21 protein-coding genes are annotated in these 21,142 nt (G+C 41.6%); 15 read left to right on the plus strand and 6 right to left on the minus strand.

What is annotated here, in order from left to right; translation table 11 throughout:
• Positions 1–54 precede the first annotated feature (54 nt).
• Complete coding sequence (locus OQE68_RS20945) at positions 55–1,260, minus strand: PA0049 C-terminal domain-containing protein (RefSeq protein WP_180571077.1); 1,206 nt, start codon at positions 1,258–1,260, stop codon at positions 55–57.
• A 220-nt stretch (positions 1,261–1,480) separates the two neighbouring features.
• Positions 1,481–2,392 (minus strand): LysR family transcriptional regulator, encoded by a 912-nt coding sequence (locus tag OQE68_RS20950; RefSeq protein ID WP_180571078.1) that lies wholly within the window; start codon positions 2,390–2,392, stop codon positions 1,481–1,483.
• Positions 2,393–2,419: 27 nt separating this feature from the next.
• Here OQE68_RS20950 and OQE68_RS20955 point away from each other — a divergent pair, with 27 nt between their 5' ends.
• Genes OQE68_RS20955 through OQE68_RS20965 form a run of 3 tightly spaced genes read left to right on the plus strand, consistent with a single transcriptional unit; the run spans position 2,420 to position 4,502 of the window.
• A complete protein-coding gene (locus OQE68_RS20955; protein ID WP_219340200.1) occupies positions 2,420–2,674 on the plus strand; it encodes a type 1 glutamine amidotransferase family protein in 255 nt (84 codons plus the stop codon).
• 47 nt (positions 2,675–2,721) lie between these two features.
• Positions 2,722–3,879: an iron-containing alcohol dehydrogenase gene (locus OQE68_RS20960; RefSeq protein ID WP_180571079.1), complete on the plus strand. Its 1,158-nt coding sequence runs from the start codon at positions 2,722–2,724 to the stop codon at positions 3,877–3,879.
• A 14-nt stretch (positions 3,880–3,893) separates the two neighbouring features.
• Positions 3,894–4,502, plus strand: a complete 609-nt coding sequence (locus OQE68_RS20965) for a glutathione S-transferase family protein (RefSeq protein ID WP_180571080.1) — start codon at positions 3,894–3,896, stop codon at positions 4,500–4,502.
• A 397-nt stretch (positions 4,503–4,899) separates the two neighbouring features.
• On the opposite strand, the gene OQE68_RS20970 is transcribed toward OQE68_RS20965, so the two are convergent.
• A complete protein-coding gene (locus tag OQE68_RS20970) occupies positions 4,900–5,469 on the minus strand; it encodes a hypothetical protein (protein ID WP_180571081.1) in 570 nt (189 codons plus the stop codon).
• Positions 5,470–5,760: 291 nt separating this feature from the next.
• Complete coding sequence (locus OQE68_RS20975; protein WP_180571082.1) at positions 5,761–6,222, minus strand: acyl-CoA thioesterase; 462 nt, start codon at positions 6,220–6,222, stop codon at positions 5,761–5,763.
• Between the two features lie 203 nt (positions 6,223–6,425).
• Here OQE68_RS20975 and OQE68_RS20980 point away from each other — a divergent pair, with 203 nt between their 5' ends.
• From OQE68_RS20980 to OQE68_RS20990, 3 genes are all read left to right on the plus strand, one after another.
• Positions 6,426–7,265: a substrate-binding periplasmic protein gene (locus OQE68_RS20980; protein WP_180571083.1), complete on the plus strand. Its 840-nt coding sequence runs from the start codon at positions 6,426–6,428 to the stop codon at positions 7,263–7,265.
• A 568-nt stretch (positions 7,266–7,833) separates the two neighbouring features.
• The gene (locus OQE68_RS20985) at positions 7,834–8,205 is read left to right on the plus strand and encodes a hypothetical protein (protein WP_180571084.1); all 372 of its coding nucleotides are present in this window, start codon (positions 7,834–7,836) and stop codon (positions 8,203–8,205) included.
• Positions 8,206–8,631: 426 nt separating this feature from the next.
• Positions 8,632–9,225: a carboxymuconolactone decarboxylase family protein gene (locus tag OQE68_RS20990; protein ID WP_180571085.1), complete on the plus strand. Its 594-nt coding sequence runs from the start codon at positions 8,632–8,634 to the stop codon at positions 9,223–9,225.
• Between the two features lie 20 nt (positions 9,226–9,245).
• Here OQE68_RS20990 and OQE68_RS20995 read toward each other — a convergent pair whose 3' ends face one another.
• Positions 9,246–9,659 carry a phnA protein gene (locus OQE68_RS20995; RefSeq protein WP_180571086.1) on the minus strand — a complete coding sequence of 138 codons (414 nt, stop codon included), beginning with the start codon at positions 9,657–9,659 and terminating at the stop codon, positions 9,246–9,248.
• 42 nt (positions 9,660–9,701) lie between these two features.
• Positions 9,702–10,775, minus strand: a complete 1,074-nt coding sequence (locus tag OQE68_RS21000) for an ABC transporter ATP-binding protein (RefSeq protein WP_180571087.1) — start codon at positions 10,773–10,775, stop codon at positions 9,702–9,704.
• Positions 10,776–10,797: 22 nt separating this feature from the next.
• On the opposite strand from OQE68_RS21000, the gene OQE68_RS21005 reads away from it, so the two are divergent.
• The 9 genes from OQE68_RS21005 (at position 10,798) to OQE68_RS21045 (ending at position 21,101) form a co-directional block, all read left to right on the plus strand.
• A complete protein-coding gene (locus tag OQE68_RS21005) occupies positions 10,798–12,438 on the plus strand; it encodes a hydantoinase B/oxoprolinase family protein (protein WP_255491057.1) in 1,641 nt (546 codons plus the stop codon).
• 104 nt (positions 12,439–12,542) lie between these two features.
• The gene (gene grxD / locus OQE68_RS21010; protein ID WP_180571088.1) at positions 12,543–12,890 is read left to right on the plus strand and encodes a Grx4 family monothiol glutaredoxin; all 348 of its coding nucleotides are present in this window, start codon (positions 12,543–12,545) and stop codon (positions 12,888–12,890) included.
• A gap of 201 nt (positions 12,891–13,091) precedes the next feature.
• On the plus strand, positions 13,092–13,919 hold the full coding sequence (locus tag OQE68_RS21015; RefSeq protein WP_180571089.1) for an SDR family oxidoreductase: 828 nt from the start codon (positions 13,092–13,094) through the stop codon (positions 13,917–13,919).
• A 288-nt stretch (positions 13,920–14,207) separates the two neighbouring features.
• A complete protein-coding gene (locus OQE68_RS21020; protein ID WP_180571090.1) occupies positions 14,208–15,086 on the plus strand; it encodes an SDR family oxidoreductase in 879 nt (292 codons plus the stop codon).
• Between the two features lie 5 nt (positions 15,087–15,091).
• On the plus strand, positions 15,092–16,708 hold the full coding sequence (locus OQE68_RS21025) for an acyl-CoA carboxylase subunit beta (protein WP_180571091.1): 1,617 nt from the start codon (positions 15,092–15,094) through the stop codon (positions 16,706–16,708).
• A 33-nt stretch (positions 16,709–16,741) separates the two neighbouring features.
• Positions 16,742–17,896, plus strand: coding sequence for an acyl-CoA dehydrogenase family protein (locus OQE68_RS21030; protein ID WP_180571092.1), 1,155 nt, complete (start codon positions 16,742–16,744; stop codon positions 17,894–17,896).
• Between the two features lie 5 nt (positions 17,897–17,901).
• Positions 17,902–19,875: an acetyl/propionyl/methylcrotonyl-CoA carboxylase subunit alpha gene (locus OQE68_RS21035; protein ID WP_180571093.1), complete on the plus strand. Its 1,974-nt coding sequence runs from the start codon at positions 17,902–17,904 to the stop codon at positions 19,873–19,875.
• A 31-nt stretch (positions 19,876–19,906) separates the two neighbouring features.
• On the plus strand, positions 19,907–20,758 hold the full coding sequence (locus OQE68_RS21040) for a beta-keto acid cleavage family enzyme (protein WP_180571094.1): 852 nt from the start codon (positions 19,907–19,909) through the stop codon (positions 20,756–20,758).
• Positions 20,759–20,921: 163 nt separating this feature from the next.
• Positions 20,922–21,101, plus strand: a complete 180-nt coding sequence (locus tag OQE68_RS21045) for a hypothetical protein (RefSeq protein WP_180571095.1) — start codon at positions 20,922–20,924, stop codon at positions 21,099–21,101.
• Positions 21,102–21,142: the final 41 nt, after the last annotated feature.

Consider the following 21,142-nt stretch of genomic DNA (forward strand, 5'->3'; position numbering starts at 1 on the left):
ATGATTCATGATGAGTATATCACGGTTGATTGCAATAAACTTACAAAAGTGCTTTTATTGGGCTGCAGATGCTTTTACTGCTGATATCAATATACGCTCAAATTGTTGTAGAATGGCCCTCTGCTCGTCAGCATTATATTCAGACACATAAGGGGTATGAATATGTCCTACTGGTAAAGTAGGCTTAAATTGATTGCGTAATAGCATGCTACGGTAAGACACCTCATTGGATAAATAGCCTCCACCAGAACCCTCTACTGATATCAAGTTATTCAGCTCTACGAGTTTTTTAGGAAAACGTTCTCCTTGGTTTGTCACGACTCGGTTATTATCTTTTATTAAATAGGCACCAGTCGCCTCTTGCATAGCAGCTGCAGGTAGACTGAATTCAACAAACTCTGGTCCAGATAAAGTGGTTCCATTCAGCCGTGGCAATAATGGGTTGGACGCTGAGGCACCAGTATAAATATCAAGATTATCAGGAAATGGTGTTGAACGGCGTAACCCTGGAAATCGTTCAAGATCGAATTGTTTAGGCCTACCCATACTAACAGTTAACACCATATCGGCTAATGGCACTCTCATATACGATGTTAACAGTGTTTCTACCATTCCTTTATCAAAATCTTCGAATCGCACAGGTAAAATAAATGATTTAATCGTGACTTGATGGTCATCAATATTTATTGTTTTACCATCTAGAGAAAGCGCAATGGCTCCAGAAGGATTATTTTGGATAATATTTTGATCGAGATAAAAAGGATCAAATCCAGTAATAATAACTTGAAAGTGGCCACTGGGTTTAAAATTGATGTCGGTTTTCCCACGAGAAGCCAACTCATACTGCCAAAAAATTTCTGTTCGCTTATTTGTATCTAAATCTAATAGCTGGGTGTGTTGTCGTAGTATTTGACTTATTGCGAGCCTGGCCCAATATAGTGGCCTATCGTCTTTTAGTTGATTATTGCTTGGCTTTTTTGCGATAGCCCAAAGTTGATGCCCTGTTGATTTTGCAAAGTTCAGAAGTGAACTGAACTCAGTTATGGATTCTATATTTTTGCTGAACTTATCAATAAATTTTTGATAGGGGGCAAGTATTTCAGTGTGATTTGTTTGAATATCATTGATACGTTTTTCTTCATAAGTAGGCGACAGTGAAGTATAAGGTGAGTTTGTTGTATTGAATAAACCACTATTGCTGTATGCACTGGAAGTAAATAGTGTGACACTGACTAACAATGTAGAAACTGATAATTTCATATGAATGATCTCTGTTTTAGAGGTGTCCTTTATTTAAATTTTTGTATTACTTTCGACAAGAGATATAACTATACTGAAGTATACATTTTGATAGTAGGCAGAGATTCTCTATATAATGATTATTAGAGAAATTTAAGTAGTAAGTTGGTTTTTGTATGAAAAAAACAGAATCTTAGCTTAAAATTTTTTAATGGTTATTAAGCTAAAGTGGTGATGTCTGTTAAAACGCAGTTTGACGATCAACCTTTACAAAGTAATCCTTCAGGTAGTCAATCAATAGACGTAGTTTCTTTGATTTGGCACTGCCAGGTGGAAAAACGCCATAGACATTAATATCACTCAGTTGGTAGTCCTCTAACACCAATTCTAGTGAACCTGCCTGGATTTTTGGCCATGCATCGTAAACGGGAATACGCCCTAACCCATGACCACCTTCGATAAAGGCGGTGCGAGCTGCAGCGTTATTGGTGGTAATACTGCCTGTCACGGCGATACTGTATGAACGGCTGCCTTTGCTTAATTTAATGGCGCCGGAAGTGAGTTTATAGATTACCCAATCATGTTGTCCCAGCTCAGCAGGCGTGCTTGGGCGTCCGCGTTTTTTAAGGTAATCAGGTGACCCACACAAACAGGTGGCTAAAGTGGAAAGCTTACTGGCCTGAAGTCCTGAATCAGACAGTGGTGCTCCCCGAATGGCAAGATCGATACCTTCTTGCATGATATTCACTACTTCATCAGTCAGCATGATATCCAGTTCAATTTTGGGATAAAGGCGACGGAAGTTGTTCAATGCTGGCACGATCATCTGTAATCCAACATTCACTGGACAGGTTATTTTCAATAAACCAACAGGCTCATTTTTCAGATTCTCTATCTGTTGATTGGCGGTGGCCGCCTGTTCAGCAATGATTCGGCAGGACTGGTAATACGCACTGCCTGCTTCAGTCAGTGCAATGGATCGGGTAGAGCGGTTGAGTAATTTCACCCCCAGTTGAGATTCCAGTTTTTTGATGTGATAGCTGACGACTGCTCGCGATAAACCAATGTGCTTAGCTGCAGCGGTAAGGCTGCCTTGCTCAACGACTTGAGCAAAAACTACCATGCTTTTGAGTTGTTCGAAATTTAATGTCATAGCCTCATTGTATCAATTATTTGACTAATGAAGTCAATTTTTTTCATATTGTTAGAAATAAGTCGCAGCCATACACTAACCACCAATAAACCTGTCACAGCTGTATGTGATGCACCTGCAGTACTTTTAAATGCTAAAGATGCTCAAGTTAACTATGTGGTTAAAGGTAAGGCGGTAACAGGTTTTAGTAACAGTGAAAAAGAGGCTGTGACATTAACAAATGTTGTCCCTTCTTGCTGGAAGATGAGCTGGCTAGCCGCGGCGCTGAATATCAGAAAGTAGCTGATAAATTACTTACTGCACTTGATGTATAGGAAGGAAAATCTGTGATGTTGAATTTTAGTTTTCAAAATACGACTCAAATCCACTTTGGTGAAGATCAAATTAAAACCATTAGACAGGCAATACCTGCGTCAGCAAGAGTGTTGGTTACTTATGGTGGTGGCTCTATCAAAGCGAATGGTGTTTATGAGCAAGTGGCTGAAGCGCTGAGTGAGCATACTTGGTTTGAATTCTCTGGTATTGAGCCGAACCCAAGTTATGACACTTTAATGAAGGCACTGGATTTAATCCAACAACATAATATTGATTTCCTGCTGGCTGTTGGTGGGGGATCTGTTATTGATGGTACCAAGTTTATTGCGGGTGCTGCGTTGTATAAAGGTAATGACCCCTGGGATTTTGTCGCCAAAGGGCAGGCTATTGAGCAGGCTCTACCAATTGGGTGTGTACTGACTCTACCGGCCACTGGGTCAGAAACCAATGTTGGCGCAGTAGTGACGCGTGATAACGCTAAGCTAGCGTTCCAAAGCCCCTTAGTGCGCCCGTTATTTGCAGTACTTGATCCATCAGTCACTTTATCACTCTCTGATAGGCAAATCAGTAACGGGGTTGTCGATGCGTTTGTTCATATTATGGAGCAATATTTAACCTACAACGTAAATGGAAAAGTACAGGATCGGTTTTCTGAGGGTCTGCTACTTACGCTTATTGAAGAAGGGCCAAAGGCTTTAGCGGCAGACACCAAACATGATTTGGAAGTTCGCGGCAACATTATGTGGGCAGCCACCATGGCGCTTAATGGTTTGATAGGAGCGGGAGTACCTCAAGACTGGTCAACCCACATGATTGGTCATGAAATCACTGGTACCTATGGGGTTGATCATGCACGGACCCTGTCGGTTGTTTTACCCGCAGTAATGAAAATCTGTAGAGATTCTAAGCGCGAAAAACTATTGCAGTATGCTGAACGCATATGGAACCTGACAGAGGGCGATGATGATGTTCGTATCAACAGAGCCATCGAGTTAACGGAGCAGTTTTTCGAAACGATGCAAGTCCCTGTGCGTTTATCACAGCTCGACATTGCTGAAACGGGTATTGATGCTCTAGTCGACAAGCTAACCCAGCATGGAATGATTCAGTTAGGTGAACATGGTGCGATTACACCTGAAGTTAGTCGTAACATTTTGACTACTGCACTGTAATGATAGGATTAGCTATGTTGACAGTACACCATCTAAATCAATCCCGCTCCAAACGAGTACTATGGTTGTTGGAAGAGCTTTCCATGCCTTATCAGCGTGTTGACCACCAGCGCGATCAAACAACTCATCTGGCCCCAGCGAGCTTAAAAAAGGTTCATCCGTTGGGTAAGGCCCCGGTTGTGGTCGATGGGGATGTGGTTTTATGCGAATCCAGTGCAGTGATGGAATACATCATCGATTTGGATGAGCAGAAGCGCTTCAGGCCTGCCCAAGGAACCCCAGAGTATTATCAATATCTTGAGTGGTCCCACTTTGCTGAAGGTTCCTTGGGGTTGCCTGTTATTACTCACCTGTTTATGCAGAGAGAGAAGCGCAATGGTGACCAGCCTATGGATAGCTACATTGCCAAGGAAATTAACGTAGATTTTGTTTATATTGAATCTACGTTGAGCCAGCGCGCGTACTTTGCTGGTGATGAGTTTACCGTGGCAGATATTATGATGACCATTATGTTGGAGATTGCGAATAGCATTGGCTTACTGGAAGGCCGCGAAAATACATTGGCCTATCTTACCAAGATAAGGCAGCGTCAGGCTTACCAAAAAGCGTTGAGTTTTGGGTAAAAGCTGCCTTTAAGGATAGCCACTAAAATTTGATAGCAAAGCGATTATGTAAGCCTCCTAGCACTCTTTTCATGTAGACTTTTATCTTGCTTGGCCAAAATCTCGCTTTTTAATTTTGGCCATTCTCCGATCAGGGCTTCTTATAAAAATTGTGGGTGTCTTTTTCATAACGATCTAATATTGAGCTGTCCTTACGATTAGTCTACTTGAGCGGTAGTTTCATTAAGTTTAACTATCCACTTATAAGCCAGTGATAATATACAAATCTCAATAACCGCAACGATTAACCAAATAAGATCGTAAACAAAGTCCAAATAATAGGGTAGAAATGGTAGATAACTCATGATTTGGCTTGTTAAAATAGGTAGTAAACCTATTAAAACAAATAAATAGGCTGTTAATAATCCTCTAACTCATCCTCTTCCACAACAGGTGACTGCTGACGACCAGCTCGGGTTTTACGCTCTGGCTTTTTTTCAGTTTTCTTGGTTGTTGAAGGCTTTGGCAGAATTTTTTCTGGTTTGGGTAATGCTTGATAAAAGCCTACCGTCTTTAAAAACCAGCACTGGATTAATGCGCAAACGAACATAATGAACTGATAGTTATAGTAGACCTTTAATAAAGGTAAATTTATTTTATTCTGGCTCAATGTTGAAATTGTCAGTAACGCAGTAGTTAATACTAGCCCTGTGATAGACATGATTAACCCAGTTGTTAGTAAAATATTATCTGATTTTTTTTGCCTAAAGTTCGTGAGTGAGTCACGCAGCATAATACCCCATAAAGCGATGGTAATAAATGACCATTCAGGTAGGTGCTTAATGCTATCCCACTCTTTACCAATGGATAATAAAATAAGCACATACACAATAATTGGCAATAAAGTAAAGCCTGTCTCGTATATTGCCATTGCTAGGGATTTAAGGGCTAAACCGACGTGTTTTAAGTAATAGAGAGCTCGTTTCATAAATATCCCCCAATATACGCTGTTAAAGCGGTATAATAGTAGTTATGTGTTTTTTAGAGTGGGCTTTCAGTTTCCTTTTGATTTCAAGTATTTGAAGCAGGCTAAAAAACGAGCGCGAAATATCGCATATTTTAATTGGATCTTTTGTGGGGTGGTTCGCACTAAAAAAACGAAACAAGTGGTGTATAGTAGCAAGTAACTATAGGGCAATTATACTCAACTAGTGGCGTTTATGAGATATTCCACTGTTATTTTAAATCATTAGGTTGGGTTGTCACAATAACTGAAGGATTAACTTGCCAGCTCAGCTGTCTCAAGCCTAATTTTTCTACGGCGAATTGCCTCTTGATAGCGACGCTTTTCATTAGCTGTTTGGGGGGTAAAGGGAGGAACCTGAGTGGGTTTGCCGTTTTCATCCAAAGAGACCATGGTAAAATAACAACTGTTTGTATGGCGGGATTTACGTCGGCATATATCTTCTGCTACTACACGAATCCCCACCTCCATGGATGTATTGCCTGTATAGTTAACACTGGCCAGACAAGTAACCAGCTCACCAATTTCAATGGAGTCTTTAAATAGCACTTTATCCACTGAGAGGGTGACAACATAGGAAGCGCAATAGCGCATGGCACAGGTATAAGCGACTCGATCAAGTAGTTTAAGTAAGTCTCCTCCATGCATTTTTCCAGAAAAGTTTGCTACTTCTGGCGTAACTAGCTCGCTCATCTTTAAGGTGTGTTTGTAACTCATAGCTGTTTTCACCTAAAAACAGGGGATAACAGCATTTATAGTTAGCAATAACTTAAACCTCAAGGAGAAATAACATAATCTACAGATTGGCATGGGGATTGCGCTATCCAAAACGGGTGCCTTGGAACAAAATTCTAGCAAGTTATTTCGTGCACGTCCCTTACAAGCTACAATTTGGTAGTAAATGAAAAGATTACTCATGCATGAAAAGTGTAAGAACGATTGTCAGTTGTTTGCTGATCATAAGCTGTTGTACCAGCTCGTTAGCGGACGATTACTGGTCTACCCATGTAGTCAGGATTGCTGATGATTTGGCGGAGTGGCCGCCTTACACTTATTTTGTTCGTAAAAAAAATGGTGAGGTTTCCAAGCAAATTGCCGGTTTATCCATTGATGTGATTGAATGGATTTTTACTCAAAATAATATGGCTTACACTGTGGAGCTGTTGCCTTGGCAGCGAGCTCAGGCAGAAGTAGCCAAGGGCAATCGCTATCATATGTTGTTAAATGCATCATATAGTGATAAGCGCAATAAAACTTATTTGCTGACCAAACCATATTATCAATTGAATCTATTCTTTTTTTATTCTAAAAAATACCATAAAAAACCACCGAGGGTGACGGGTGTCGGTGACTTAAAAAAACGTTTTAAAACCTGCGGTATTTTTGGATATAGCTATGCGGCGAGAGGATTTGCTGCAAATGAAGTGGATGCTTGGGCAAAAAACTATGATTTATTGATTAATGCACTGCATAAACATGGCCGCCGTTGTGATGTTTTTATTGAAGGCTATGAAATTATGATTGGCTTTTCTTATATTGGCAATCCACTGATGAAGGACCCATTACTAGGTTATGCAAAACTTCCTGGCCTTAAGCAAGAACCCTTCTATATGATGGTGAGTCGTCGTATAAAGCAAGGGGATAAGCTAGTTGATATCATGAACAAAGGGGTTATTCAGTTGGTTAAAACCGGCAAAATGAAAGCTTTATTTGAGAAGTACCAACTGTTATATCCTGGGAATGATTTTTATTTGCGATGAGTGATAAGTATATTTTGTCGGATAAGTCCAAATGGTAATAAAGTACTACTAATAGTAGCGATTTTATTGAGCGCCACAAAATGGCTTCTCCTTACTTTTATTCTATGGTGAATTTTTTTATATTCATTTTTATGCTGAGGTTGACTGCTTGGATAGTTTTAATCGACCGTTTGAATATGGTGAGTGCTTTTATAAAAAGGGTGAAGCTTGTCTATGGGTTTTGACTTTACAAGAGCTTATTTTTCCCTCTTGCTCAATCTAGAAGTGTATAGTGAAATTCAGTCGGGTATCGAAAAGATGCTTGTGTAATATACCTTATTTATGCAAAAATTATTTTACTAAGAATTACCTCAACTGAAGTATATTGCTTGGTTGATATTCATACTAATAGATACATTAAAAACGAGGTTTGCTGCTGCCAAAAAAATAAGCTTGCAAGTAAGGTAAAATTGGCAGGGTACGTTAAATGTTGAGTGTATATATAGTGTGAGTGTCGGTTCAAAAGGGCTAATGAGAAGTGTAGGACCAGGGCTGTCAAGCCTATAACTAAGGGAGCAAAGGAAGACGAGTGAAAAAGTGGGGTATTGTAACGAAGTTAATTGGGGTAACTATTTTTTTTCCTGTCATTGAAAGTTACTGTATAGCAGACTCAATAGTTGGAACTGTGAAACCAATTGCTGCGGAGGTAAAGCTAGTTCAGCTGACAGATTGGGGGGATACTATTAGGGTGTCATTAAACTACTTACCACCCAAGGTTAGTTTATTGAAAGTTAAGCATGGTGCTGCTGACCTCATTGACTGTAATGATCATGCTGGCTATAAAATCCCATTCTGGCCTAATATATTGCTTAGTAAGGATCAACTACCGGTTACTTTATGTGTAGTGGCTTATGACCAGGCAGATAATAGCTCAATGCCTTGGGAGTTTGCTCTTAAGTAAAGTTTATTCAAAAAAGCTTATTATTTTTTATTTAATTTTTCAGGGATCCTGATCAACACTTTGACTGTGTTGTTTTTATTATTGTGTCTCGTCAAATAAAAGATAGTTACGTTTATGGTTATCACGCTAGTGCTCCATGCCTAAAGTTGGGTAACAGTCTCCAAAGACATTTATTTTCTGGTAAGGCGCTTTTATTGCAGGCATGTTTTTTTGCAGACATGTTTTTTGCAGATATAGCGGGCCTACGTCAAGAAAAAGTAACATAACCAGAAGATAAATGAAGAAGAGGTTGTTACCTTATTTTGCACATTGGTCGCTCGTGCATAGTTTATCTGAAAGAGAGTGTCTTTTATTCAGGGTAGCTGTTCGAATTTGATTTTTTTGGCTAGAGTAAAATGTTTCTAGCCTGGAAAAGGATAATTCTTTATGGCCTATTTACAACCATTATCAGCAACTCATCACCCTGATTTAATAGATAGTTTTAGTGTTTTTGAGCGAATTTTAGGTTTTGTACCTAACAGTATGTTAACGATGCAACGCTGCCCAGAAATAGTAAAAGGTTTTACTGTATTAACAGAGGCCGTAATGAGCCCTCATGGTTCAGTTGATATGGGCTTTAAGCGATTGATTGCACACTTTGCTAGTAAAGCAGCTGGGTGTCGCTATTGTGAAGCTCACTCACTAGTCGCGGCCAAAATTCACGGTGTTAGTGATGAAAAAGTGGCGGCTGTCTGGGACTATAAAACAAATGGTTTATATACTGAGGCTGAAAGAGTTGCGTTGGACTTTGCATTAGCAGCAGGCTCAGTACCCAATGGAGTGGATGAGGCTTTAATGATTAACATGAAGCACTATTGGTCAGAGCAAGAAATTGTAGAGATACTGGCGGCAGTTTGTTTATATGGTTTTTTAAATCGCTGGAATGATTCCATGGCCACTGATTTGGAAGAACCTCCCAAAGCATTGGCAGATACAGTTTTAAAAGGCCATGGTTGGACAGCTGGTAAACATTTGTCATGATGTTGACTATTTTTGCAGGGTTACTTTTTCTCGTTTATTGAAGCTTGGTCAACCTGTTCTGCTATTTCTGGCTCTAGATAAACTTGCTCCAATAGCTCGGCAGCCCAATCAGCTTGTACAGCTAAGAACTTTAACATTCTAATGGCAATAACTTGGGCTGCAGGTAGTGTGCTCCACATGGTTTTAGTTAGGCAACGCCAGTGATCGGCTTGAATAGACTTTGGCCGATTTAATTGTTCATAACAGGTTTGACAAAGCAGTAGGCATTGATCAAGTTCAGGCTCAACGGGAACAGGCGGTACTTCATAAATAGTTAACTTTACACCACTAGCTTCGCATAGTTCACAGCAGGATTTTGCACGACGGGTAAGATCTTTCCCCAATAAATTTAGGTCGCTTAAGCGAGCGTGATAATTGTCGTATCCTTTGGCCATTTTCTCACCAGGTAAAGTTGATGTTATTTTGATTAATACATTTTATAGTGGTACTGATGGTTTATTGCCATCGGTAGGAGATGAAAATGCCACTAAGTGATCTGCTTCTACTTTAATACCTATCTGTTCTCCAACTTCATAATTGTGGTGGCTGGGAATTAATGATTCAACAATGCTGCCTGTAGGTAAGCGTAAGTGATAGTGGGTCATTGCACCTTTAAATACTTTTTGTACAACTTCCGCTTTGATTGGGCTATCGGGTGCTTCTATCACATCATCTGGGCGCAACAACACTTCAATAGGGGTGCCAACAACCCAGTTGTAAGAGCGGTTGCCTGTTAACTCACCCAGTTCAGTTGCGACACTTTCTGGGCTAATGGCATTGCCACGGATAAAATGCCCCTGGCCAATAAAATTAGCAACAAAGTGTGAGCGTGGCTCGTGATATAAATTGTAAGGAGTATCCCATTGGAGTAACTTGCCGTCTTTCATTACACCAACTTTGTCAGAAAAACTAAACGCCTCCTCTTGATCGTGGGTTACTAAAATAGCGCTGATCCCTTGGCTTTTTAGTATTTCTCGGACTTCTTCGCTAAGGCGCCGGCGTAGGTCAACATCCAGGTTTGAAAAAGGCTCATCCATTAATAACAGCTTGGGGGCTGGGGCTAATGCACGAGCCAGGGCAACCCGCTGTTGTTGTCCACCAGACAGCTCGTGGGGGTAGCGTTCTTCATAGCCAGTTAAGTTAACCAGTTTTAACAGTGTTTCAATGGTTGCTGCTTTACTGGCTTGTTTGGGTAGTCCAAAGGCAATATTTTTAGCAACGGTTAAGTGAGGAAACAGGGCATAGTCTTGAAACACCATACCAATTTTACGCTGTTCTGGTGGTATGCTTTTTTTAGGGCTTGATAGTAGGGTGTCCGCTAATTTTATCGAGCCCTGGCTTACGGATTCAAAGCCTGCAATTGCCCTTAGTGTCGTGGTTTTGCCACAACCACTGGGGCCTAACAGACTACAAATGTCGCCTGGATTAATATGAAAGCTAATCTGATGAACTATGGTATGGTGATTATAGCCACTATGGACATCATCTAACGCAAGTAATGGTGGTTCCATCTTTAATGTGGTCTAAATATAAATGATTAAGTGTCGTGTGTTGGAATTGAGCTATGTTAGAGCTGATCAGGCTACGTTTGCAACTGAAAAAGGTAAATTAATGAATGCAGTAGAGCTGGGTGTATTTGCCAATCGTTTGAGTGCTGTTTGTGATGAGATGGGAGCTGTATTAAAGCGCTCTGCGTTTTCGCCTAATATTAAAGATCGATTGGACTTTTCTTGTGCTGTTTTTTCTAAGGCAGGTGAACTGGCTGCGCAAGCGGCTCATATTCCTGTGCACTTGGGGAGTATGGCTTATGCTATGCAGCAAATTGTGGAGTCTGTCCAATGGTTGCCCGGTGATATGGTGGTTGTTAATGATCCTTTTTTGGGGGGAACCCACCTGCCAGATGTAACGATCATTGCGCCAGTATTCGTTGATAATCAGCTTGCAGCATTTGTTGCCAATCGGGCTCATCATGCCAATATCGGTGCTGCGACCCCAGGTTCGATGCCTGTTTCTTCTCGGTTGGAAGAAGAGGGCGAAGTGATTCCCCCTACTAAAATTTATCAACAAGGAAGTCTAGTGAAGCCGGTGTTTGCACGCCTAGCCAAATCAGATCAGGTGGAGCAGGCAGGTGATTTTTATGCACAAATGAGTGCTTGTCAGCTAGGTCGTGAGCGGCTAATGACGCTGTTACGTCATTATGGGATGGACAGTTTTGATAGCTTATTACAATCGCTAAATGATTATGGCGAGCGTCTGGCACGCCAAACTATTCAGCAAATACCTGATGGGACTTATTGTTTTGATGATGTAATGGATGATGATGGGCAAGGGAACAGTGATATTGTCATTAATATGAGTCTGCACATTAGGGGAGACTCTGTACAGGTTGATTTTACCGGCACGGCCCAACAGGTTACAGGGAATATCAATTGTCCTTTATCGGTTACTGCCGCTGCTGTTTATTATAGCTTTCGATGTTTAATGCCAGATGTAACACCAGCCTGCATAGGTAGTTTTAGACCCATCCAGCTGCAAGCGCCGCTGGGGTGTCTGGTTAATGCCAAGCGACCTGCTGCGGTAGCTGCCGGCAATGTAGAAACTTCATCTCGAATTGTTGATGTGGTGTTAGGGGCATTAGCACAAGCGATTCCAGAGAGAATTCCTGCTGCTAGTCAAGGCACCATGAATAATATTGCGATGGGCTGGCCTGCAAAGGGGAGTCAAGCTGGATGGGATTATTATGAAACTGTTGCTGGTGGTATGGGGGCAAGTCAGGCTGGCCCAGGTTTGACAGCCGTGCACAGTCATATGACAAATACCTTGAATACACCGATAGAGAGTTTAGAGATGCACTACCCGCTACGGATAAAGCGGTATGCCATTCGTTATGGATCTGGCGGGCAAGGAAAAAATCCAGGAGGAGACGGGGTTGTCAGAGAGTTTGAGTTTTTACAGCCGACCCAAGTAACACTACTTACTGAGCGACGAATCAATGAACCCTGGGGAATAGCGGCGGGTGGAAATGGCATGGCAGGGTTGAATGGTCTGAATTATCGAGATATTGGTGGTAAGTGTAGTTTTGTTGCCAAACCTGGCGATGTACTTACGATTAATACCCCTGGAGGGGGTGGTTATGGAAATGGCGTAAGAGTGCCTCAGGTCTTACACAAATAGGTTAGACACACAACTACAAAGAAAATTTTATAGAAGCAATTTTGTTAGGGCTTAGGTAAAATGGTGGCAGTGTTTAATGAGCTGATATGTGATGAGGTAATCGAATGGACATCATGGCGCAAATTGAAGAACAAATAAAATCCAACCCAATTTTGTTATATATGAAAGGGTCTCCTAAGTTGCCTCAGTGTGGCTTTTCTTCTCGTGCAGCACAAGTGATGATGGCTTGTGGCGAAAAGTTTGCTTATGTTGATATTCTGCAAAACCCTGAGATTCGTGCCAGTTTACCCCAATATGCTAACTGGCCCACATTCCCTCAGTTGTGGGTTAATGGTGAGCTGGTGGGCGGCAGTGACATCTTGATGGAGATGTATGAAAGTGGCGAACTACAAAAGCTGGTAAAAGCCGCTGTGGCAGAAGTTACCCAAGAAGACGAGAAGCCTGCGGAATAGTTAACACAGCTATTAGCATTTGATCGTGTTGTTTCAAAAGGTCGCGTAAGCGGCCTTTTTTATGGTCTCAATAAAAACACAAATACATGACTAAAAAGCACCCTAAAGACTAAATAGTCGGACATTTTTATTTTATTTAGGGTTAAGATCGATTTACCTTCAAGGAAGAATCATTCAATTGAAGAGAAAAAGGAATAGGCTGTGAGCTTATCAGGTAGAACCCTTTTTATTTCTGGTGCAAGTCGTGGAATCGGTAAAGCCATTGCGCTAAGAGCGGCCCGAGATGGTGCCAATATTGTTATTGCTGCCAAAACAGCAGAGCCTCATCCCAAACTGCCGGGTACTATTTATACGGCAGCTGAAGAAATTGAGGCGGCAGGAGGTAAGGCCCTCCCTTGTATTGTCGATATTCGTTTTGAAGATCAAGTGGAGAACGCAGTAAAAAAAGCAGCACAAACCTTTGGTGGTATTGATATCTTAGTCAATAACGCTTCGGCTATTAGTCTCACCAAAACCACCGATACTGAAATGAAGCGTTACGATTTAATGCATCAGATTAATACTCGTGGCACTTTTCTTTGTTCAAAAACCTGTATCCCTTTTTTAAAAGAAAGTGACAACCCGCATGTGCTTAATTTATCACCACCATTAAATATGGAGCCCCGTTGGTTTGGTCCGCATGTGGCGTATACCATGGCTAAATATGGGATGAGTATGTGTGTGCTAGGGATGGCGGAAGAATTTAAAAAAGAAGGCATTGCTTTTAACGCACTATGGCCAAAAACGGTCATTGAAACGGCTGCAGTGCGTAATTTATTGGGGGGAGAGTCCGTTTGTTCGAAAGCCAGAACGCCAGAGATTATGGCTGATGCAGCTTATGCAATTTTAAATAAAAATAGTCGGGAATTTACGGGTAACTTTTTTATTGACGAAGAAGTATTAAGGGAGTCAGGAGTTACTGATTTTTCACAATATAAAGTTAATCCAGAGTTATCAGATAAAGAGTTATTACCGGACTTTTTTATTTGATATTTTTTAATGACTGAAAAAACACTAATAATTTCTGTCTCTTTTTGAGGTGATTATTAGAATCCTAGCACAACCTAACCTACTCCTTTGAAAAAGGGGGGAGCAGCTCACCGGAGATATTGCAGAAAGTATTTTTAACCCTCCTCGCCCTTTGGGATAGGGGCTCACTAGCTACTGCATAGTGAGCGATAGCGTCTTTAGCTTTGGTGATAATTTTAAGTCTAACAAACATCCAATTAAATTTTAAATTATCACTGACTACAAAAAACAAAACTAAGAATAATAACAATGTCATATCAATCAGTATTTCGACCGGATTTATTTCAAAATAAAACCATGGTGGTGACGGGGGGCGGTAGTGGTATTGGTCGTTGTACTGCTCATGAGTTAGCTGCGCTGGGGGCCACGGTTGTGCTTATTGGGCGTAACGAAGATAAGCTGACAAAAACCGTTGATGAAATTCAAACCGATGGAGGCACTGCCCATTATTTTTGTTGTGATATAAGACAAGAAACGTCAGTTAAAGAAACAGTTGAAAGCATCATTAAACAGCATGCGGTCATTGATGGATTGGTGAATAATGCTGGAGGGCAATTTCCAGCGCCTTTATCGCAGATTTCACAAAAAGGGTTTGAGACTGTTGTGAGAACCAATCTGGTAGGTGGTTTTTTAATGGCCCGTGAGGTATTCACTCAATCAATGGCTAAAAAGGGTGGCGCTATTGTCAATATTGTCGCTGATATGTGGAAAGGGATGCCAATAATGGGGCATTCAGGTGCGGCTCGGGCAGGCATGGTGAACCTGACAAAAACTGCTGCAGTAGAGTGGGCTGGGTCTGGTGTCAGAGTGAATGGGGTAGCACCAGGCTGGATTGCCTCTAGTGGATTTGATCATTATGACAGTAACTTTAAATCATTATTACCTAAATTAAGTCAGGCAGTGCCATTGCAACGATTTGGTACGGAGTCTGAAGTGAGTGCCGCTATTGTATTTTTGCTTAGTGACGCGGCTGCTTTTATTAATGGGGAGACCATTCAAGTGGATGGTGCTGCACCTTTATCCACGGTGATGTGGCCAATGTCACCCCATCAACGCTCACAGCCATATAATGGTTTTCATCGAGGAAAACTGCCTAAAGTATTAATGGCTCAGGATGAGACGGAATAACCGATATGCCAGTGATAGAAACTGCTGTTAATTCTGATGTGCCTGAATTTAAAGCGCATTACCAGCAAAATGAAGCATTAATTACAGCCTTTCGTTCTATCGAAAATAAAGTCAGGCAAAATTCGCAAAAGCGAGAAGCAACTTTTCGTCGACGTAATCAATTATTACCAAGAGAACGGTTAGATTACTTATTGGACCCTGCTAGTCCTTTTATTGAGCTTTCCTCATTAGCTGGTTATCAGATGCATGATGATGACGGTGATGAAAATGCGGCAGGAGGCGGTGTAATTACTGGTATTGGTTGGGTATCAGGCGTACGCTGTGTGGTATTTGTTCATGACTCAGCCATTAAGGGCGGTGCAGTTGCACCAATGGGTCTGCAAAAAAGCCTGAGAGCACAGGAAATCGCCTTGCAACATAAACTACCGATGGTTATTTTGGCTGAAAGTGCTGGGGCAAACTTGTTGTATCAAGCTGAAATTTTTGTTGATGGCGGACGTTTATTTGCCAATATGGCTCGTTTATCAGCAGCGGGTATTCCACAAATTACCGTAGTACATGGTTCTTCTACGGCGGGTGGCGCCTATTTGCCAGGTATGTCAGATTATGTGGTGATGATTCGAGATAAAAGCAAAGTTTTTTTAGCAGGACCTCCTTTGGTAAAAGCAGCACTAGGTGAAGAGGCTACCGATGAAGAATTAGGTGGAGCTATTATGCATGCTACTTGTGCCGGTACGGCTGAATATTTAGCTGAGGACGACCAGCACGGTATTCAAATAGCACGGGATTTACTGGCGAAGCTTCCCTGGCAGCAAAGTGAATATTATCAAGCAGCAAACGTTTTGGAGCCCCGTTATCCTATTGGCGATGTGTTAGGCATTGTTCCTCCCGATTATAAAACCCCTTATGATGTGCGAGAGGTGATTAGCCGGTTAGTCGATGATTCTGATTTTCTAGAGTTTAAACCTTTATTTTGTAAAGAGCTGATATGTGGCCATGCCAAAATTAGTGGGTTTTCCTGCGGCATTATCGGTAATAACGGACCTATCTATCCAGAAGGTTCGATGAAAGCTGCGCAGTTTATTCAGTTGTGTTGTCAAAGCGCAGTGCCGTTAATTTTTTTACACAACACTACCGGTTATATGGTAGGAAAGCAGGCTGAAGCCATGGGGGCAATTAAACATGGCTCTAAAATGATTCAAGCAGTGACTAATGCGACTGTGCCCAAAATATCGTTAGTGATTGGTGGCTCCTTTGGCGCAGGGAATTATGGGATGTGTGGCCGGGCGTTTGATCCCAATTTTTGTTTTAGTTGGCCAAATAGCCAGATTTCGGTAATGGGGGGGGCTCAAGCGGCAAAAGTAATGGAGTTGGTGACTATTGAAAAATACAAAAAACAGGGTAAGCCTATATCTGCTGAAGTATTATCTGGCATGACAGATAAAATCAAACAGCAGTTTAAAGAACAGTCAACAGCCTTATATGCCACCGCCAGGCTTTGGGATGATGGCATTATCGATCCCAGGGATAGCCGACGAGTGTTGTCTGAATGTTTGGCTATCTGTGCAGAGGCAGAAACACGACAGTTAAAGGCTAATAGTTTCGGTGTAGCAAGAATGTAAATTTATAAAAAATAAATATCATAAGGACAAGGAATGTTATTTACAGAACAGCACATAATCCTGCGGGATCAAGTACGTAAATTTATCGAAAATGAAATTAATCCTTTTGTTGATGAGTGGGAAGAAAAAGAACAGTTTCCTGCTCATGAGCTTTTTGCAAAGGCGGGTAAACTGGGTTTTTTAGGCGTCAATAAACCTGAGCAATATGGTGGTATGGGGTTGGATTACTCTTATGCATTGCTTATGGCTGAGGAATGGGGGCGAATCAACTGTGGCGGGGTGCCCATGGCAATAGGCGTACAAAGTGATATGTGTACGCCTGCCCTGGCACGATTTGGTTCAGAAGAATTAAAACGTAATTTTTTGGCTCCTTCTATTCAAGGCGAATTAGTGGGTTGTATTGGAGTGAGTGAGCCCTCGGCAGGTTCTGATGTGGCTTCGGTTAAAACCACTGCCCGTAAAGTGGGTGATGATTATGTCATTAATGGCACTAAAATGTGGATTACCAATGGGTTGCAAGCAGACTGGATGTGTTGTTTGGCTAATACTGGTGATGGACCTGTTCATAAAAATAAATCACTCATTGTAGTGCCACTGCATGAGAAAGGGATTACTCGCCAAAAACTAAAAAAATTGGGGATGGCTTCCTCTGATACCGCACAATTATTTTTTGATGATGTGAAAGTACCACAGCGTTATGTTATCGGAGCAGAAAATCAGGGTTTTACCCTACAAATGATGCAGTTTCAAGAAGAGCGTATGTGGGGAGCTGCTAATGTGGTAACAATGCTGGAAAATGCTATTGAAGATACGATTGAATATACCCAAACCCGCCAAACCTTTGGTAAGCCAGTTATTGATAATCAGTATGTGCACTTTACCTTAGGCGAATTAGCCACTGAGGTAGAAGCGTTAAGAGCGTTAGTGTACCGAGCAGCGCAAGATTATATTGATGGGCAAGATGTCACGCGTTTGGCCAGTATGGCGAAATTAAAAGCTGGGCGGTTGTGCCGAGAAGTGATTGACAAATGTCTGCAGTTTTGGGGGGGGATGGGTTATATGTGGGAAACTCGCATTTCTCGCCAGTTTAGAGATGGCCGACTGATGTCCATAGGGGCTGGGGCTGATGAAATTATGCTAGGGATTATTTGTAAATTAAATGGTATTTATCCCTCACAACAGAAATAAGTCAGATGATGAATAAAGTACTGGTTGCCAACCGAGGTGAAATTGCAGTTAGAGTGATTAACGCTGCCCATCAGTTAGGCTATCAAACCGTGGCAGTATTTAGTGAAGCAGACCGGGCTGCATTACATATTTCATTGGCTGATCAAGCAGTATTGATAGGTGCTGCAAACAGCAGGGACTCGTATTTAAATATTGCTGCTGTTATCAATGCAGCCAAAAAAGTAGAGGCTGATGCAATTCACCCTGGTTACGGTTTTTTAGCAGAAAATGCTGATTTTGCGCAAGCCTGTGAAGAGGCAGGCTTAATTTTTATTGGGCCTTCATCGGAAGCCATTCATATGATGGGCAATAAAGCGCAAGCAAAAGACTGTATGGAGGTAGCGGGTGTGCCTTGTATTCCCGGCTATCGTGGCCATGACCAACAGTTGCATACTTTTCAGCAGCAAGCAGAAGGTATAGGCTTTCCCGTTTATATTAAAGCGGCTTTAGGAGGAGGGGGCAGGGGAATGCGGCAAGTGATGTCTACAGAAGAACTGCCTGCTGCTATTGAATCTGCAAAATCAGAAGCTAAGTCAGCTGTTGGCGATGATCAACTGATTCTGGAAAAAGCCATTATTCATGGTCGTCATATAGAGTTTCAAATTTTAGCTGATCGGCAGGGACATACTATCCATTTAGGGGAGCGTGATTGTTCGTTGCAGCGACGTCATCAAAAAGTAATCGAAGAAACCCCTTCACCTGCGTTGAGTGAAGTATTGCGCCAACGAATGGGTGAAGTGGCAGTGGGTGCGGCAAAAGCCATTGGTTACATAGGTGCTGGAACAGTTGAATTTTTGTTAGCAGAAAGTGGTGAGTTTTATTTTCTGGAAATGAATACTCGATTGCAGGTTGAACATCCGGTTACCGAAATGGTAACGGGAATCGACTTGGTCAAGTGGCAGTTAAAAATAGCCGATGGTCAACCTTTAACTGTGCAACAGCAAGATATCCTAATGACTGGTCATGCGATTGAAGCGCGACTGTATGCTGAAGATCCTGACCAACAATTTTTACCCCAAACCGGTGACATTAAATTTTGTCGATTTCCTAAAGTAGAAGGGGTGCGGTACGATCGAGGAGTGAAAACAGGGCAGGCTATATCGGCATACTATGACCCTATGTTGGCCAAAATTATTGGTACAGGTGAAACCCGAGAAGAGGCCAGGCGTCGTTTAATACGTGCTTTGCAACAAATAGTATTATTAGGCCCCATCACCAATCGACAATTTTTAGTTGAACTGTTGCAGTCATCTGTATTCATTGCAGGTAAGACCCATTGCCAATTTATTGAGGAGCAGTTTGTCAATAAATCAGTGTCAGCCAGTGAAAGAGATAAAATAATTAATAGCCAACTTATCGCTTTAGCGGCTATTAGCGTGACCTTATCAATGAAAAATGTCCATTTTCATAGGCATTGGGGTTGGCGTAACAGCGGGTTGGCTAGTGGGTATTGTCGTTTAAAAGCAGGCAATAACAGCGTCTTTAATTGCAAACTGCAAAAGCTATCGTATCCTTTTTATCAAATAATGATTAATGAACTACCAGCCATTGATCTGGAAATTGTGAGTATCGATGATTATCAATGGCGTTACAGTGTTGAAGGGGTTGTGAATACTGCTTATGTTTTGGTTGAGCAAGATCAGGTTTTTGTCGCTGATCAGGCTCAACAGATTTGCTTGAAACAACTGAGTTTTGAATCGACTCAGCAGTTAGAGCAAGCTCATAATAATATATCGGCACCTATTTCTGGCTGTGTGGTAAAAGTGTTAGTTGAAATTAATCAAGCTGTGACAAAAGGCGATAGATTAGCCGTTATAGAGGCTATGAAAATGGAGCACATGGTTGTTGCTCCTCTTTCGGGTACTATTGATAAAGTGTACATTGCATCAGGACAGCAGGTGCAGGCAGGCACATTATTAATCGATATACATCCATCATGATAAAAATAAAAAAATTGTAAGAGTTTGAGTAATGGATAAAGCAATTATTACCTGTGCGGTTACTGGCGTATTAACCGACCCTCAAAAATATCCTGTGCCAGTTACTGTAGAAGAAATGGCTGAAGCCTGTAAAGGTGCCTATAATGCAGGCGCTGCTATTATGCACGTACATTTTCGTTGTCAACAGTCAGGTAAAGGTCACCTTCCCAGTTGGGAGCCTGAAGTGGCGGCAGATATTGTTGCCGCTATTCGCCAAGCTTGCCCTGAGGTGATTATTAATATGAGTACTGGCGTAATAGGCAGTGATGTGAGTAGCCCGATTAATTGTTTAAAAAAAGTAAAGCCAGAAATTGCCGCTTGCAATGCAGGTACCCTAAATTATTTAAAAACTCGCAAAGATGGCAGCTGGGCTTGGCCGCCGATGGTATTTGATAACCCGGTGAAAAAGATTCAGCAAATGTTAGAGGCAATGGCTGAAACGAATACAACACCTGAATTTGAGTGTTTTGATGTGGGTATTGTCCGGTCTATTGGTTTATATGTTGAAAATGGCATGGCACCTGCCAGGCCACATTATAATTTTGTTATGGGAGTTGCGTCTGGTATGCCTACGGACCCTGAATTATTGCAGTTACTAGTAAAATACCGCATTCCAGATACATTTTGGCAGGTTACGGCGATTGGGCGGAGAGAGGTATGGCCACTTCACCAGCGAGCAGCAGAGTTGGGTGGGTCCTTAAGAACTGGGCTTGAGGATACATTTTATTTACCTAATGGAGAAAAGGCTCGTAGTAATGCAGAACTAATAGAAGCGTTAGTTACTTGCGCCCAGATAGTTGGTAGAGAAATTGCCTCTCCAGCGGAAGTACGTGAAATGATGTAGCTGGCGGTTTTTAATTAATCAGTTTCTTTCCCAACGTGTAAACTCAATCTGCTCATCGGTTTCACTGTTATACTTTAGGGCACCTCTGATTATATTTCATATGGCTGGGTTGTAAATGATGAAATATAAATATATCCAGTTATTTCTCATAGCAATTTACACTATGTTGTTACCTCGTGAAAGTCTCTTTGCCTGTGCTAAAGAGAGCTATATCGTGGGGTATGGTGAATTTTTCCCCTTTATGTATACCGGTAAAAACTCTGAAGCAGTAGGGTTAGATATTCAGTTAGTTAAAACGGTTTTTGAGCAAGCGGGTTGTACGGTCCATCTTCGTGAAGATTAGTGACAATTAATCGAGGTGCCGTTTATTTAAATTTTCGTGTG

This window comes from Spartinivicinus marinus, from assembly GCF_026309355.1.
GTDB lineage: Bacteria > Pseudomonadota > Gammaproteobacteria > Pseudomonadales > Zooshikellaceae > Spartinivicinus > Spartinivicinus marinus.